The sequence below is a fragment of the Algoriphagus yeomjeoni genome, assembly GCF_003259505.1.
In the GTDB taxonomy this organism is placed as follows: domain Bacteria; phylum Bacteroidota; class Bacteroidia; order Cytophagales; family Cyclobacteriaceae; genus Algoriphagus; species Algoriphagus yeomjeoni.
Window position 1 is genome coordinate 285960 of the sequence record NZ_QLLK01000007.1, and the last position, 14803, is coordinate 300762.

General features: G+C 40.1%; 15 protein-coding genes, 1 tRNA gene and 2 pseudogenes. 5 read left to right on the forward strand and 13 right to left on the reverse strand.

Annotated features, from left to right (window positions below):
• Nucleotides 1–21: 21 nt before the first annotated feature.
• The 3 genes from purB to LV83_RS21410 all read left to right on the forward strand — a co-directional run bounded on the left by purB (nucleotide 22) and on the right by LV83_RS21410 (nucleotide 2310).
• Nucleotides 22–1365: an adenylosuccinate lyase gene (purB, locus tag LV83_RS13835; RefSeq protein ID WP_111612134.1), complete on the forward strand. Its 1344-nt coding sequence runs from the start codon at nucleotides 22–24 to the stop codon at nucleotides 1363–1365.
• A 144-nt stretch (nucleotides 1366–1509) separates the two neighbouring features.
• Complete coding sequence (locus LV83_RS13840; RefSeq protein ID WP_146613722.1) at nucleotides 1510–1887, forward strand: hypothetical protein; 378 nt, start codon at nucleotides 1510–1512, stop codon at nucleotides 1885–1887.
• Between the two features lie 285 nt (nucleotides 1888–2172).
• Nucleotides 2173–2310: a hypothetical protein gene (locus LV83_RS21410; RefSeq protein WP_158530580.1), complete on the forward strand. Its 138-nt coding sequence runs from the start codon at nucleotides 2173–2175 to the stop codon at nucleotides 2308–2310.
• A 19-nt stretch (nucleotides 2311–2329) separates the two neighbouring features.
• Here LV83_RS21410 and LV83_RS21720 read toward each other — a convergent pair.
• The 4 genes and pseudogenes from LV83_RS21720 to LV83_RS13860 form a co-directional block, all read right to left on the reverse strand.
• A pseudogene (locus LV83_RS21720) lies at nucleotides 2330–2446 on the reverse strand (arginine deiminase-related protein); the annotation flags it as partial.
• A gap of 77 nt (nucleotides 2447–2523) precedes the next feature.
• The gene (locus tag LV83_RS13850) at nucleotides 2524–3045 is read right to left on the reverse strand and encodes a transposase (RefSeq protein WP_111612136.1); all 522 of its coding nucleotides are present in this window, start codon (nucleotides 3043–3045) and stop codon (nucleotides 2524–2526) included.
• A 189-nt stretch (nucleotides 3046–3234) separates the two neighbouring features.
• Entirely contained in the window at nucleotides 3235–4170 is a 936-nt protein-coding gene (ctlX, locus tag LV83_RS13855) for a citrulline utilization hydrolase CtlX (RefSeq protein WP_245947061.1), read from the reverse strand.
• A complete protein-coding gene (locus LV83_RS13860) occupies nucleotides 4170–5039 on the reverse strand; it encodes a hypothetical protein (protein WP_111612137.1) in 870 nt (289 codons plus the stop codon). The genes ctlX and LV83_RS13860 overlap by 1 nt, the downstream gene beginning before the upstream one ends.
• 111 nt (nucleotides 5040–5150) lie before the next feature.
• On the opposite strand from LV83_RS13860, the gene LV83_RS13865 reads away from it, so the two are divergent.
• Nucleotides 5151–5573 carry a hypothetical protein gene (locus LV83_RS13865; RefSeq protein ID WP_111612138.1) on the forward strand — a complete coding sequence of 141 codons (423 nt, stop codon included), beginning with the start codon at nucleotides 5151–5153 and terminating at the stop codon, nucleotides 5571–5573.
• 59 nt (nucleotides 5574–5632) lie between these two features.
• Here LV83_RS13865 and LV83_RS13870 read toward each other — a convergent pair whose 3' ends face one another.
• A complete protein-coding gene (locus tag LV83_RS13870; protein ID WP_111612139.1) occupies nucleotides 5633–7918 on the reverse strand; it encodes a xanthine dehydrogenase family protein molybdopterin-binding subunit in 2286 nt (761 codons plus the stop codon).
• A gap of 24 nt (nucleotides 7919–7942) precedes the next feature.
• Complete coding sequence (locus tag LV83_RS13875) at nucleotides 7943–8401, reverse strand: (2Fe-2S)-binding protein (protein ID WP_111612140.1); 459 nt, start codon at nucleotides 8399–8401, stop codon at nucleotides 7943–7945.
• A gap of 380 nt (nucleotides 8402–8781) precedes the next feature.
• Here LV83_RS13875 and LV83_RS13880 point away from each other — a divergent pair.
• Nucleotides 8782–8855, forward strand: a tRNA-Asn gene (locus LV83_RS13880).
• Between the two features lie 105 nt (nucleotides 8856–8960).
• Here LV83_RS13880 and LV83_RS13885 read toward each other — a convergent pair.
• The 7 genes and pseudogenes from LV83_RS13885 to LV83_RS21415 all read right to left on the reverse strand — a co-directional run.
• Complete coding sequence (locus tag LV83_RS13885) at nucleotides 8961–9143, reverse strand: hypothetical protein (RefSeq protein ID WP_146613723.1); 183 nt, start codon at nucleotides 9141–9143, stop codon at nucleotides 8961–8963.
• 272 nt (nucleotides 9144–9415) lie between these two features.
• The gene (locus LV83_RS13890) at nucleotides 9416–9754 is read right to left on the reverse strand and encodes a helix-turn-helix domain-containing protein (protein WP_111612142.1); all 339 of its coding nucleotides are present in this window, start codon (nucleotides 9752–9754) and stop codon (nucleotides 9416–9418) included.
• Between the two features lie 632 nt (nucleotides 9755–10386).
• Nucleotides 10387–10824, reverse strand: a complete 438-nt coding sequence (locus tag LV83_RS13895; protein WP_146613724.1) for a hypothetical protein — start codon at nucleotides 10822–10824, stop codon at nucleotides 10387–10389.
• Between the two features lie 56 nt (nucleotides 10825–10880).
• Nucleotides 10881–11744, reverse strand: a pseudogene (locus tag LV83_RS13900) (RHS repeat-associated core domain-containing protein); the annotation flags it as partial.
• Nucleotides 11745–11766: 22 nt separating this feature from the next.
• Nucleotides 11767–12147 carry a hypothetical protein gene (locus LV83_RS13905; RefSeq protein ID WP_111612145.1) on the reverse strand — a complete coding sequence of 127 codons (381 nt, stop codon included), beginning with the start codon at nucleotides 12145–12147 and terminating at the stop codon, nucleotides 11767–11769.
• The gene (locus tag LV83_RS13910) at nucleotides 12134–14479 is read right to left on the reverse strand and encodes an RHS repeat-associated core domain-containing protein (RefSeq protein ID WP_111612146.1); all 2346 of its coding nucleotides are present in this window, start codon (nucleotides 14477–14479) and stop codon (nucleotides 12134–12136) included. Before LV83_RS13910 ends, LV83_RS13905 begins: the two co-directional genes overlap by 14 nt.
• The coding region (locus tag LV83_RS21415) for a hypothetical protein (RefSeq protein ID WP_158530584.1) at nucleotides 14480–14803 on the reverse strand (324 nt) is incomplete at its 5' end.

Sequence of the window (14803 nt, forward strand, 5' to 3'; positions counted from 1 at the left end):
AACCAAATTGATTAAAAAGAGATGGAATTAAATGCATTGACCGCAGTGACTTCTGTAGATGGACGCTATGCTGGCAAAACTGCTCCTCTGAGAGCCTATTTTTCTGAATTTGCCCTAATCAAATATCGAGTTCATGTAGAAGTAGAGTATTTCATTGCCCTTTGCGAACTTCCATTGCCTCAACTTAAAGGTTTTGATAATAGCTTGTTCTCAAACCTCAGATCGATCGTAACTGATTTCTCCATGAATGATGCCGACACGATCAAAGCCACTGAAAAGATCACAAATCATGATGTCAAAGCAGTCGAATATTTTCTGAAAGAGAAATTTGATGCACTTGGTTTAGAAGCACACAAGGAATTCATTCACTTTGGATTGACTTCTCAGGATATCAATAACACAGCAACTCCTCTGATGCTGAAAGAGGGACTAAATGACGTGATTTTACCTCAGTTAGATGCGGTTTTAGATAGACTGCAAGTGCTGGCCGATAACTGGAAGGATATTCCAATGCTAGCTAAAACTCATGGCCAGCCAGCATCTCCTACACGTTTAGGAAAGGAAATCGAGGTGTTTGTTGTCAGATTGAAAAAACAACTTGAATTACTTCACCACATTCCTTATTCAGCAAAGTTTGGCGGAGCCACCGGCAATATGAATGCGCATCATGTAGCTTACCCATCTTTCAAATGGAATGAGTTTGCTTTCCAATTTGTAGGAGAATACTTAGGATTGGAAAGAAGCTACCCTACTACCCAAATCGAGCACTACGATAATCTTGCTGCCATTTTTGATGGACTGAAAAGAATAAATACCATCCTGTTGGATTTATCCAAGGACGTATGGCATTACGTTTCCATGAATTACTTCAAGCAAAAAATCAAAGCTGGGGAGATTGGATCCTCAGCCATGCCTCATAAAGTCAACCCGATTGATTTTGAAAATGCTGAGGGAAATTTGGGCATCGCCAATGCCCTATTGGAGCACTTGGCGGCTAAACTTCCTGTTTCTAGACTTCAGCGAGATTTGACAGATAGCACTGTATTGAGAATCATCGGTGTGCCTCTGGGGCATATGTTGATTTCCTTTGAATCTTTGCTAAAAGGCCTTGGAAAATTAGAGTTGAATGAAGCTGCAATTCAGGCAGATTTGGAAGAAAACTGGGCGGTAGTAGCGGAAGCGATCCAAACCGTACTGAGAAGAGAAGGATTCCCAAAACCGTATGAGGCACTGAAAGACCTCACCAGAACGAATACAAAAATCACGGAAAAATCAATTGCTGAGTTTATTGCTAATCTTCCTATCTCTGATGAGTTGAAGGCGGAGCTGAGTGTGATTTCTCCATTTAATTATACAGGAATATAATTTAAGTTTGAAATCTACAACGAACCATACCTTTAAAGCTGAGACTGTTTAGACTCAGCTTTAATTTTTTCCCTGCCTAAATTATATCAATTAAACCTAAAAATAATTTTTTCGTTGTTAGTTTATAACTAAAGACCATATTTAATGAAAGTCCATCTCTCTCTTTTATTACTTTTCAGTTTCTGTAGTATAAGTACTATGGTATTAGGACAAAAAACCAGTCTTGACACCACAATAAAAGAACCTGTCACCATTAAATTAATATGCAAATCACGGGATGTACCTCCTGTATCTATGCTTATTTATTGTGATGGCAAAACTCTGTTCCTTCCAGCAAATCAAAAATCAAAAGACTTTTTCTCGAAAATTGATAGTAATTTAATAGATACCATTAGAGTCAAAAAAGACAAAGAGTTTCTCGCCAAGTATGATATTGAGGATGAAAAAGCGATTATTTTGGTGTATCTAAATCCTACTTTTATGGACTCATCTTCCAAAAAAATACGCTCAAAATTTAATTAGGAAAATAATCGCCAATCATAGATTAACTAGTTATTAATTCCAATAGGAAGTAAAGCGTGAGAAATACATTTTACTTGCTAAAGCCTACCGAAAAAATAAGTAGAATTTTTACCCGTCACGTTGGTTCTGTTATATTCAATTTTTGCAAACTGAATTACACATTAGCCATTTCGTTTGTACTTTTCTAATAAATTATCCGTAATTTACTCCAAACAAATAGTATAAATAGCAGTTTAAATACAATCAACTGCTTTTTAGAATATAAACTCTTTAACTCTTAATGCTATGAAAACTAAAAAAACAACAACTTCTACATCGACAGATGAAGTTACAAATGCAGCTACTGAGTCAGTAAAAAACCTCACAGAATTGGGCAAAACTGAACTAGTAAGAAAGAAGAAAGTAGATCCAGGAATTGAGTAAGATTTAGGATTTACTTCAATCAATTAGTTGCCAAGGGCAAAAAGATCTCAGCCATCATACAGCGCGCACTTCCTCCACCAAGCTTTTCTATGGTTGGAATGGAAGGACTGATGATGGTTGAGTATTTTTTGGCCGCCACCGTTCGTGTCTCACGAACGGTAAAATCACAAGTTCAATGTGAAATTATGAGTAATCCCTAAGCTCTCAACTTTTTCAAATTCGGTCACCTACATGGCTTAACAGCCCGAATTCATCAACACCAGTCTCATAGAATTTGTAAGAAGAATAAGTATAATCTAAAGGATTATTGGAGAGCATCCATTTCTTTTTACATGGATTATTGTGGATATAATCCAATTTTTGGTAAACCATATTTGGAGTATATAGCTCTACCGCCATTGAATCTCTTTGCCAGAACTGATGGTCTTTGTTCGCAAAATTAACTATGAATTTATTTAAATATTCAGGAATGTCTTCTTTTAGTTTTCTCAGAAAGCTATGACTGGTGAATTTTAAAAAACTAGCATGAGGCAACTCTTTACCATTCATTTTAGTGTTTTCAAATAGGAGATGAATATGATTTGGCATAATCACGAAGCCATAAATTTTAAGACATTTTTTGTCTACAAGATATTTCAAACTGGAAAGTAGAATCTCTTTGAAACCAGCTCTATCAAACAAAGGAATCCAATTGTGAATTGTGGCCGTGAAAAAATAAATCCTGTCTAATTCCATAAAAGCTATAAAGACCCAATAATTGAACTTTATTTTATAAATCAAACAATTTCGAAAACTAAGGAACCTTAGCTAATCCGTGAGTGAGACCCTCACGTGGTCGCAGACACAATGAATACAAATCATAGAATTTTGTTGGTGAGTGAAGACACTCACCAAGGCGTTAGTAAGATTTAGGATTTACTTCAATCAATTAGTTGCCAAGGGCAAAAAGATCTCAGCCATCATACAGCGCGCACTTCCTCCACCAAGCTTTTCTATGGTTGGAATGGAAGGACTGATGATGGTTGAGTATTTTTCTATCAATTGGATCTGTCCAATATTCAAAGAATCCAGCGCAGTGTCGGACATGACGGTGAATTTTTCTCCTCCATCATTTCCAACTTCCAGCATATTTCCTGCGAAGTGAAATTTTTGTTTTGTAGTAATAGGGACTACTTTTTTTCCTGCCTGTGTCAAAGATTTTTGTACTGCCTGTTTCTCTGATGCTTTAGGTATACTATCCAAGCAGACAATAGCCAAATCAGTCCCAACATGCATCATCACATTGGTATGGTAAATGGGGCTGAGCACACCTTGATTTTCTTGCTTCGCATGAAAACCTACAATGTTATAGCCCAACAGTTTGCCTAAATAATCAAGAGGAATTCTGTGTGTTCGTTCTGAGAAGCAAGCAAAAATAGTCTTGGAATGATGATCCAAAACCATACTTCCAGTTCCTTCTAAATATTGCTCATCATCCTCAAAAAAGCTTAAATCTATAACGTCATTTACTACAAACTTACGTTTTATCAAATTTTCTATGAGATCTATTCTGCGCTCCTGCCGTCTAATCGGCGAGTACATGGGATACAAAATCAACTTACCATCGGGATGTGTACTAAACCAATTATTGGGAAATACGGCATCCGGCTTTACAGGCATAGAAGTATCTTCTTCCACAATCACATTGACTCCCTGATCCCTGAGCATAGCCACAAAGGAATCAAATTCTTTCTGTGCCAGTGAATTGATAATTTCAGGCGATCTTCCATCTGATTGTTGATAAAAGTTATTTCCCGCAGTTTCTGGATTGAACCCAAAGTTTGCTGGACGAACCATCAGTATAGTAGAAGTGATTTGCATTAAGGCATTTTTGCTGTGTACTTATAAAGAACGGGATCCAAATCGAATCGTTTTTCACTGAGCGTGTAGAAGACTTTACCATCAGGTCTAAATCCAATCGCCTCGCCTTGCGGCTCAGGCGAATAAGGGAGTTCTGTTGGTTTTCTACTCATAGCCTCGGCTACAGATTCTCCAGTATTCCTTTTCCAATAGTAAATAGCCAGGTAATTTTTTACCAAAATCTGGCTTCCATCAGCCGAGATATCAGCAGCAGTCGAACTGGTGAATGGAAGCTTAATTAACTCTTCCAATTCATCTTGACCACCATTAAACTTATCTGCAGCAAGACGATAAAGGGTATTAACGCTATCGCGCTTGGAGATAATAAAGATATCGCCAGAAATTGGATCAACCATTAGGGACTCTGCATCCCTTGATCCTCCCGGATATTTAATGGCTCTTTTTTCGGGCAAAACCTGGGTCGTAGAAGTTACTTGAGTTGGCTCGGGAACCCTGTAAATGACAATTTCATCATGCACAGCATTATTATCACCAATTTCACCAACATAGATGTAGTTTTTCCCATCTGATCCTGGGCCTATTGCTATGTCTTCCCAGTCTCTATTTTCGGTCTCTAGAAATACAATTTTCCCTAGATTTCCCCCCAAAGAATCCAATAAATAAACTGCCGCTTCACCGCCACTGTCATTATGAACATAGATGACTCCGGGGGAAACCCTACTTATTGCCAAGCCTGAAATTTCATCCAACTCATCATTTTTAAGTGTGGCGACAGGAACACCTTCCCCAAAACTCATAATTACTTCATCCTGAGCACTTACACAGGAAAAAGACAAAAACATAATGATTACTCCTAATGATATTTTCATGGGGTAGATTTAATAACTAGCTAAAAGTAAAAAAAATGAGCAGTAGCCTTGCAATCTAAACCAGCTTAGAAATATTAATTTCACATAACAAGTAAAATAAACAGCTAGAAAATGGATCCTATTCTAAAAAAAATGACCTGGAAAGAGGGAATGAACATCCAAGTTTGGAACAGCCCACAGGAACTTGAGGAATTAATTACTAATTGGAAAAAAGATGGCTTGATTCAACCAGCTGTCAAACCTGATTTTATGTTGGCTTTTGTCCAAACTGAAGCCGATGTAGAGAAATACTTTTTTGAAATGCAGGCACTCGCTCCAGACGACCAACAAATCTGGTTGGCTTATCCAAAAGGAACCTCCAAACGATACAAAGCCAAAATCAATCGTGATTCTGGATGGAAATATTTAGGCGAATTTGATTACGAAGGAGTTCGTCAGATCGCTATCAATGAAGACTGGTCTGCCTTGCGCTTCCGAAAAACCAAATTCATAAAAGCGATGTCAAGGAAGTTCAGTGTTAAAAACCAGAAGTAAAATAAAACCAGTAAGCATACCAATTGACTCAGCAATTGATCTACTTACTAATCTAGAACTTAAATGGTAAAAGGCAGTTTATAAATTCGCTGGCCATTCATTTGGTACATGGCATTTGCCAAAGCAGGAATAAATGGAGGAACTGGAGGTTCTCCTACACCTGTAGGCTTGATCTGGCTTTCTATGATGTGCACATGAATAGTTTTTGGCGAAGCGGGCATTCGAATAATTTGATATGTATCAAAATTATTTTGCTGCACCTGTCCCTTTTCAAATGTGATGGCCGAGGTAGTCGCTAAACTAGTCGCAAACTGAGAGCCACCTTCAAACTGAGACCTTATTCGGTCTGTATTCACGGCAATTCCACAATCAACTGCATAGTAGACATCAGAAATTATAGTTTTACCATCGCTTCCTTTCTCCAAAACAACCACACAACCTACATAAGTCAGAAAGCTCTTATGAGCAGCAAAGCCCATAATTTTACCAGCTGCCTTATTTGCAGTCCAATTTGACTTCTCCGCCACTGTTCGAATGACATTTTTCATCCTTCCGGTATTCCATGGGTAATCCTCGATTTTCTCACCATAGTTGCCGTATTCTCCGCCTACCATTTCGGACTGAAAGGTTATATCTCGGTCCTCTCCCAAGAGCTCAAGTGCGTTCTCAATTGGATCTTTTCCTCGAGCTTCAGCTATCTCATCCATCATAGCATGTATCGCAAAGGCATGATGAATATTACTCACAGATCGCAACCAACCCACTCTAGTATTTCCGGTAGATTCGTGAGATTCTATCCGAATGTTTGGCACATCAAAAGGAAAATCAACACAGCCTAAACCCATCTCCCCATCAGATGGATGAAGCTCTTCCTTACTGCCTGTCGCCCCAATTGCTGGGAAAACGGTATGATGATTCCAACCGGTCAAAGCACCCGAGGAATCCAGTGTCGCATTGATCCGCTGTGCGCTGTGCGAGTGAAAAAAGTCAAAATGAAGATCATCTTCTCTGGTCCATTGCACACGAACTGGAGCTTTTGCAGCTTTGGAAAGCAAGGCAGCTTCCACCACAAAATCAGGCTTGGATTTTCTTCCAAATCCTCCTCCAAGCAAAGTCACATTAACTTTTACGTTTGCAATTTCTACCCCCAAGGCAGCAGCTACAGCACCTCTAGCCCACTGGGGATGCTGACTTGGAGCCCAAACTTCGCAGGATCCATCTTCCTTCACATCAGCAATGGCAGCTGGAGGCTCAATGGTAGCATGTGCATAAAACGGAGCCTCATACGTCCTTTCTAAGGTTTTCGAAGCTGATCTACCAGCTGTATCAAAATCACCTCTTTCCCTTCTCACCTTCCCTTTTCCTTTGGTACTTTCAAGCATCTCCGCCAGTTGCTGGCCGGAGTTGTAATTTTGATTTTCTCCCAAATCCCACTCAACCTCCAAAGCTTCTCTACCCTTGATAGCAGCCCAGGTATTCGTTGCAATTACAGCAACTCCTTCCAAAGCTTTATCGAGTCCTGGAGGAAAACCAGAACCTTCTATTTTCACCACCTGCTCTACTCCAGGTACTGCCAATGCTTTTTCATCATTATAGGAAATAACTGTAGCTCCAATCACCGGGGTTCGCTTGACGACAGCAATTTTCATATTTGGCAAATTCACATCGGCGCCGAACACTGCTTTACCGCTGGCGATATCATTTACATCGTAAATGGCCACATCAGTTCCAATCAACTTCAACTTGGAAAAATCTTTTAATACCACACGCTCTGGATCCGGCAGAGGAGCATCTTTAAGTTTACTAGCCAAATCGCCGAAGCTTAATTTCTTCCCATTTCCAGCGTGGACCACCATCCCATTCTCAGTATCACACTCGGAGGCATCTACCCCCCAGTCAGCTGCTGCAGCAGCAATTAGCATGTGTCTGGCCGTGGCACCAGCTTTTCTCATCGGTTCATAAAACATACGAACTGAGAAAGAGCCATCGGTATTTTGGTTACCGTACTTTTCTTCATCACCTTCAGCTTGGATAATCTTGATTTTGGACCAATCAGCACCCAATTCATCTGCCATGATCTGAGGCAATGTGGTACGTATACCAGTCCCCATTTCAGATCGGTGAGCGACTAAGGTCACCTCATTATCTGAATTGATACTTATATATACATTTGGAGCAAAAGTGACAGTTTCACCCTTTGGTCCAGAACATTGGAAACTTATCCCTAGAAAAAGACCTCCTGTAGCGAGAGACCCAAATTTCAAAAAGTCTCTTCGTGAAGGTGAAAAGACCTTACTCTGATCTTCTCTATTTTTATTTTTTAGAAATGGAATATTTGGAAGCATTTGATTTCTGATTTAAGGAGGAAATTATAGAGATTTTGAAGCAGTCATGATTGCTTCTTTGATACGGTTGTATGTACCGCATCGGCATAGATTCCCAGCCATTGCGGCTACAATATCATCTTCACTTGGGCTAGCATTTGAGTTCAATAAAGCTGCAGCATTCATGATCTGACCCGATTGACAATAGCCACACTGAGGAACAATATGCTCCACCCATGCTTTTTGAATAGGATGATCTCCATTTTCAGAAAGGCCTTCTATGGTAGTGATTTCACCATCGCCCACAGATGAAATTTGAACTGAGCAAGAACGAACAGCCACCCCATTAAGGTGAACAGTGCAGGCTCCACAGAGCGATTGCCCACATCCAAACTTGGTGCCTTTCATATCTAGCAAATCACGGATCACCCATAGTAGTGGCATATCCTCAACTGCCTCTACTTCCTTTGTCTCGCCATTGATGTTTAATTTATAACTAGCCATATATCTTAGATTTTTACCTGTATAAGTTATCTATTTTTTTTCTGTAAGACATGAAAAAGAATGGATTTGCGAATACGACTAGTGCCTAAGATCTATTTTATAAAATTCCAAATTGATTTTAGTTTCAGAATAGGAGAGATGAGACTATTAGAAAGCCACTTTATTAGTTGATAAAACATTAAAAATTAAGTCTCTGAAAGTGAAGCAAAAACAACCAAGACTGCATAATATCATATATTTTTACTGAGGGTGGTTTGGAATAATTGGATTAGGCTCCTACATTTGCATCACCAATTCGGAACAAGCTCCGAATGAAACACCAAATTCCTCCTTAGCTCATCCCGATAACTATCGGGAGGTTAGAGCGGAAAACACCAAATTCCTCCTTAGCTCAGTTGGTTAGAGCATCTGACTGTTAATCAGAGGGTCCAAGGTTCAAGTCCTTGAGGAGGAGCTGATAATCAGCCACTTACGATTACAAATTGTAAGTGGCTTTTTTATTTGCAAAAAATTTGCAAAATATTGTAAATGCATATTTCACCTTTGCAGAATTTTAAGATCAGGTGAATAAGGAATAACCAAGGATAAAATTTCCTGAAGCTCCCTTACAAACAATATCATAAAGGACTTTAGCTATTTCTTTAGCTCTTTTATAAAAACAAGCAGGTACTTGGCTCCATTCCGAGTTGAAAAATTGGTAATCAGGCACTTGTGAGAAATGTTTCGTTAGTTTCTTTTTCATTTGCATATGATTTGCACAAAGAAAATCAAATTATTTTCCCACCATTCTAGCATGTTTTTTTCAGTTGCTAGAAAGTTTGGCTAAAAAAATCTGGAACTAGGTCAAGTTATTTGATCCGAGTTGGTGAAAATCTTCGAAAAGAAAAAAAATTGAGTAACCCACATTGTTGAAACAGAGATGCTCCATAAGATTAAGACGTTTCAGAACCAATGAATGCCTTGGTAAAAGCACAATCTCAGAATGAGTGGACAAAATGGGGAAGTCTATGGTATTCAGTTCTTGAATCCTCTACCACGAAATTTTCTTTTTGGGTTGAAACTAATTCCTTCCACTAATGAGTCTTTGGTTTCACCTTTGAGCCATTCCTTAATTTCCTGTCTAAAAAAGTAAAGTTTTCCAGCCCTTTTATGAAAAGGAATCTTTCCCTTAGAAACATAGCTGTAAATAGTCTGTCTTTTTAGCTCCAATAATTCACAAATTCTTCCAAGCGTCAATATTTCTTCATTTCCCAAATCAGAAGCAACAGCTTCTTGAATTCTTGTTAAGATCAAGCTATTTTGATCAATTAATTGAGCGATAGCATGAGGTAAATCCTCAAATTTTAATTCCATTTGTAGGTTAGATTGTTGTGATGGAAAAAAGAGATGTAATTATTTCTATTTGAATTTAGCTTTTGGTTCCCAAGGTTTATCACATTGGAACCAGAAGTATGAGGCAATAGCTTTTTGTAATAATAGATAAGTGGTCCATACTACCTTAAAAAAATTCAAAAAATTCACCATTACTAAGCGCTAAACTTGTAGTGGAAGTGAGAGAAGTTTTGGAAGTAAAGTAGTTAAAGATGCTCCTCCACCTCCCACTCCCTTAATTTCTGCGTTAGCATCAATTTCTTGTGATACAATAATTTCGGCCTTTAGCTCGATTCTAGTATCATCAATAACTTCCCTAGCAGTATTTATAATACTTTGGAAAGTAATACTTATTGCATCACTTACAAATTGCCTTGTTTTACAGCAGCATAATTAGCTGCTCTTTTTAATAAATCTGAAAAATCATCAGGAGCCATACCATCCGGGTCAATAAACCTGATCGGATTGTTAAAGGCATAATTGTAAGGGGAATTTCTTCGCATCTGATCCGCCAAAGGATCCACACTTAAACACCCCTGACTTTTAGGTAAGGAAAAAGTCCGACAAGTCCCGGGCTTTACCTTTACATTCTTTTTGAGCCATTCCTTTAATTATTACTCAATCCTCCCAAAACCACCTTCTGAACCTAAAAAGGTTAAGTTTTCTTGGTGACAATCATACTTAAACCGACTCTTTATTCCCCCATCACTGACATAGCCAATTTCATTATTTTTGAACTTTGTCCATAAATTCTTCTGATAATCAATCCTGAAGGGGATAACGTTTACAATAAATTCTCCTGACTTTAACAGCATTGGAGTAATGACACAGTAGTACTTCAAACCTTTCTTTTTGAACTCTTTCTTTACTTCTGATCTGGGTAAGTACTCTATTTTAAGATTCCCCATTTTTTGAGGGAACATAGTAATCATTGGTGTTGACTCAACCGTAACCTCGGCAACTTCGGGAAAGTATTTTTCCACGTATCCACAAAACTCAATCAATGCTTTATGATAAACATTTGTAGAATCTTGTCTTTCTGTATTATACATCGTTTGGCCTTTAGTCTCCACTACTAAACAGAAACTGGCTATTAGTATTATGTACCTCATTTTTTGACGCCGATAGTGGTGAATTTATTAAGTGGGAAAGTGGCAACCTTCGGATTACCACCATTGTAAATTGTGACTTTGTTGTTTCCAGTCCCAAGTACGTAATGATTTCCTTTCACGTGATATACACTTCCCGGATTAGCTTGTGACTGGGCAGATGGAATATCTCCCTTTCTTTGTCCTGTGGTTTTGTCAATAAAATCAGAAGGACTTTGATCAAACCCTCCTGCTGCATTAGTACCACTTGGATGAGTGTGGAAAGTCCCCTCAATACTACTTAAGCTATTTGTAGCAGTTTCTCCACTAAATACGTCTACTGTAGCAACCGCATCTTGACCTGGAATTGCTACTTGACCCGGTTGGGCGTGTACCACCTTTTCATTCCCGTTTGCATCTGTCCCAAACATTCCCCCTTCTTCATGGAAGCCTCCCTGTGTATCTCCAACTGATGCATTTGGGTTATTGGCATTTTCAACTGCTACCCCCATTTCACCTCTCACATAGGCGCTTGGCAGCTCAACGGCAGAAGAAACCGAGCTGACTTGTGTCGTGCCTCCCGATTGATTTGTTGCCTGGATTGATTTGGCTTCTTGTCTGTTTGGGACTACATAAATTCTGCCGTCATCATTCCCGTCTGTCCCCAGTTTTTTGCCTCTTTCATCATAGAAATCACCAAACATTCCGTCTGGGTCGATAAATAGTATGGGATTATTGAAAGCAAAAGAATATGGGGATGATTTCCTATCTAATTCTGCCAACGGATCCACAACCGACCATCTCCCAATCGTCGCATCATACATTCTCGCCCCGTAATCATAGTATTGGAGACCTTCGTCCTCAATAAGTTCTTTGCCGTTGTAGAGGTACTTGTTAGCTTACCCATCAACCAAACGTTCTCCTTCCTATATCATATATTAGTAAGACAATTAATACACAGGCACTAAGCACAGATCCCAATATAACAAATGTGCTTTTCAAAAAAACAACAAAAACAAAAGGAATACCAACTACTAATAATATCAAAACTATAGTAACAAGAGTTGATATCCCCCAAGATTTTGTTTTAAAAAAGCCCATAATTTCCTGATAAGACCTAACTACAGCCAAGTTAAACAACACTATCCCAATAAATATGCTCAATCCTTTTAAAACTGGCCCATATCCATATTTTTCAGAGGCTACAATTATCAAAACTACGACCACTATGTAAGATGCCAAGTTTCTAATTCTCAACCTATCACCTGATATTTTACTTATTTTCATCTTCTTTGACTTTTTTTACCGTGTAAGAAGCCGCTCCCGCACTGGCTGTCCCCGCAGCTGCTGCTCTTGAGTCTCCATACGAATCAGATTTTTCTGCTGCCGTATTAGCTTTTTGTTGTTTTGCGTCTTGTCTGCCAGGACTTCTCTTAGGCTGATCGGCAACTCTTTGTGCTCTATCTGCATCGCGCTGCAAAGCCTTTGCAACCTCCGAATTTTGAGCCTTCCCCTTTAAAGAATTACTAACTCCTTTTCCCACCAATTGCCCAGCAGTCGCATCAATGGCCACATCCGCCAAATCAACTTCACCTTCATTGACATATTGGTTTAAAGCACTAGCCCCGCCGTCTGACGCAACCTCAACGCCCAACCTTATCAAGGTATGAGCCTTTTTAAATTTAGTCACAAGTCCAGCACCAGTTGCACCAGCTAATGCTGAGGTTGAAATTGAAGTTCCATCAATATTAGTAAATGCCTCTAAAGTTACTTGTCCTCCATTCCTCAGTATATTTTCAGTCACTTGAAGTCCATAATCCAAGCCAGCACCAATGATGGCACCACAAATTGAAGGAGGACACTTTCCATCTGGATCGGTATGGAATACTGGATTATTAGCACCATAATTATATGGAGAACTGGACAATTGATTTGGGTGATCTGCCAACGGATCCACAACACCCCATCTCCCTATCGCCGCATCATACATCCTAGCCCCGTAGTCATAGTATTGAAGACCGTTGTCCTCGATCAGTTCCTTGCCGTTGTAGAGATACTTATTCGCTTTGATCCCTCCGTATTGATATCCCAGTCCTGTCAGTTCCAAGCCCCAGGGATCATAGTGTGTCTCCTGAACGATCACCGGGGTGGTGCTCATCACCATCATATTGTCAAACCAGACATCCTCTGAAGTTTCGTTTACCACAAAGGTTTCCATATATCCGTCTCTGGAAATATACATATTCTCCTCCAAGACCTCATGCTGGTTTGCTGCATTTTTGGAAAGGACTTTCTTGCCTATTTCGTATCTGTTGCTATCCTGATCATAGAGTGCGTACATCAAATAGGCCTCCGGAGCTCCTCCCGATAGGAATCGGGATTGCAGATCCTTGGCAAGGATATCTGCCAGGTTCAGTAAAGCTATCGGGTTTGCACCTCCTGCACGCTGGTTGCTCAGTACCAGTTCGTTCAGATCGGCAATCAGTCTATCCTTGCCACCTGCTGCCATAAAGCTGGCAGGATTTGCTTTTTGCTTTTTGTCTTCCAGGTACTTGCCGTGCACCTGGAGTCTCAGGCTGTCACCTGCATAGATTTCCTGGGTACGTCCAGGACCTACCATTCTGCCCCTGTTGGCATTCAGCCAGGCAACTTGGTTCCCGCCTACTGTTACGTTATGCTCAGGCTCAGTCTGTCTGGATTCGGATATCATCGAAAAGGCCATCTCCTCTGTTGCTGCACTGCCGGATTCCATCGTGGCTATATAAACCTGGCTTTCTGACTCCCTCAGCACCTGACGGATATTGCCCAGATGGTCCTTGAGGTAGTATTCTCCCCAGAGTTCATCTTCTTCTGCCACTAGTCTCCCTTCTTCATGGATCAGGTAATCAAGGGCTCCATCCAACAAAACAATCTCCCCGATGTAATCCTGTGTTTTGGTCAAGGTTCCACTGCTGTTGTACACCTTCTGGGTCAGTTTATTTCCTGCAGCATCGTAAGCAAAACGAAGTTGCGCCCCACTCTCAAAGGTGATCTCCTGGGGCAGATTGAGATGGTTATAGGTGATCAGGGTAATTTCCTTGTCCACATTGGCCGTCATATTCCCATTCTCATCGTAGCCATACGCTGCTGTTCCCCAGTCCTTGAAATCTTTTGCAGTATAATTTGTACTCAGATTGTTATCCTTTACCTGGGATAGTCTATTACTGAATCTATTGTAAGAATACTCTAAATCATCAACAACATTATAGTCTGAGGTGGCTCTTTGATTCCTCCTTACCATGGAATAGATATTCCCATTGGCATCATAGGTGATTCCCGTAACATTAAATCTATTGGCTTCACCACTGGCCGTGAAATTCGCGGTTTTCAGCCTGTTGGCATGGTCATAAATGTAATTGTAAGTCCTTGTTTTAAAGGCTCCCCCGGAACCTTCCTTCCCTCCCCAGTCGATCCGGGAGATATTCCCGTTGTAGCGTGGTGCTGTGGCTCCACTTTCCTGGTAATAATTCGTCTGGGTATAGCCATCGGTCAATGAACTTCCTAGGGTCTTTAACCAGCCTCGGATATTATAACTATAGGTCTGGTTACCGCAAAAAACCAGTAGTGCCAGCCAATGCATTTAATGACCCAAACCATCCAAGTCTTTAAAATAATACTCCACCTTCTCATTTCCTTTTTCTTTCAACCCATCCATCTGAACCAACTCCTTCACTTCCTTTTTGATCTCCCTGAAGGAACCGATCTCAAAGCCGATCTTGAGCTGAACCCTGCTTTTGTACAAACTTGACTTTTCGTCAAAAAATGGATCAACGGATCCCATCACCACAGAGCGGATTACCTTACCTATAGGGATGGCTCTACCAACCGCGAAGCTGGATGCCCAAGCTTTTCCATCGAAATTCCTTGATTCATATCCCGCAGGATTGGTGATGGTCACCTGATT

Coding starts and splice junctions, on each gene's coding strand:
- purB (WP_111612134.1), top strand. CDS start 22: ATGGAATTAAATGCATTGACCGCAGTGACTTCTGTAGATGGACGCTAT.
- LV83_RS13840 (WP_146613722.1), top strand. CDS start 1,510: ATGAAAGTCCATCTCTCTCTTTTATTACTTTTCAGTTTCTGTAGTATA.
- LV83_RS21410 (WP_158530580.1), top strand. CDS start 2,173: ATGAAAACTAAAAAAACAACAACTTCTACATCGACAGATGAAGTTACA.
- LV83_RS13850 (WP_111612136.1), bottom strand. CDS start 3,045: ATGGAATTAGACAGGATTTATTTTTTCACGGCCACAATTCACAATTGG.
- ctlX (WP_245947061.1), bottom strand. CDS start 4,170: ATGCAAATCACTTCTACTATACTGATGGTTCGTCCAGCAAACTTTGGG.
- LV83_RS13860 (WP_111612137.1), bottom strand. CDS start 5,039: ATGAAAATATCATTAGGAGTAATCATTATGTTTTTGTCTTTTTCCTGT.
- LV83_RS13865 (WP_111612138.1), top strand. CDS start 5,151: ATGGATCCTATTCTAAAAAAAATGACCTGGAAAGAGGGAATGAACATC.
- LV83_RS13870 (WP_111612139.1), bottom strand. CDS start 7,918: ATGCTTCCAAATATTCCATTTCTAAAAAATAAAAATAGAGAAGATCAG.
- LV83_RS13875 (WP_111612140.1), bottom strand. CDS start 8,401: ATGGCTAGTTATAAATTAAACATCAATGGCGAGACAAAGGAAGTAGAG.
- LV83_RS13885 (WP_146613723.1), bottom strand. CDS start 9,143: ATGAAAAAGAAACTAACGAAACATTTCTCACAAGTGCCTGATTACCAA.
- LV83_RS13890 (WP_111612142.1), bottom strand. CDS start 9,754: ATGGAATTAAAATTTGAGGATTTACCTCATGCTATCGCTCAATTAATT.
- LV83_RS13895 (WP_146613724.1), bottom strand. CDS start 10,824: ATGTATAATACAGAAAGACAAGATTCTACAAATGTTTATCATAAAGCA.
- LV83_RS13905 (WP_111612145.1), bottom strand. CDS start 12,147: ATGAAAATAAGTAAAATATCAGGTGATAGGTTGAGAATTAGAAACTTG.
- LV83_RS13910 (WP_111612146.1), bottom strand. CDS start 14,479: ATGCATTGGCTGGCACTACTGGTTTTTTGCGGTAACCAGACCTATAGT.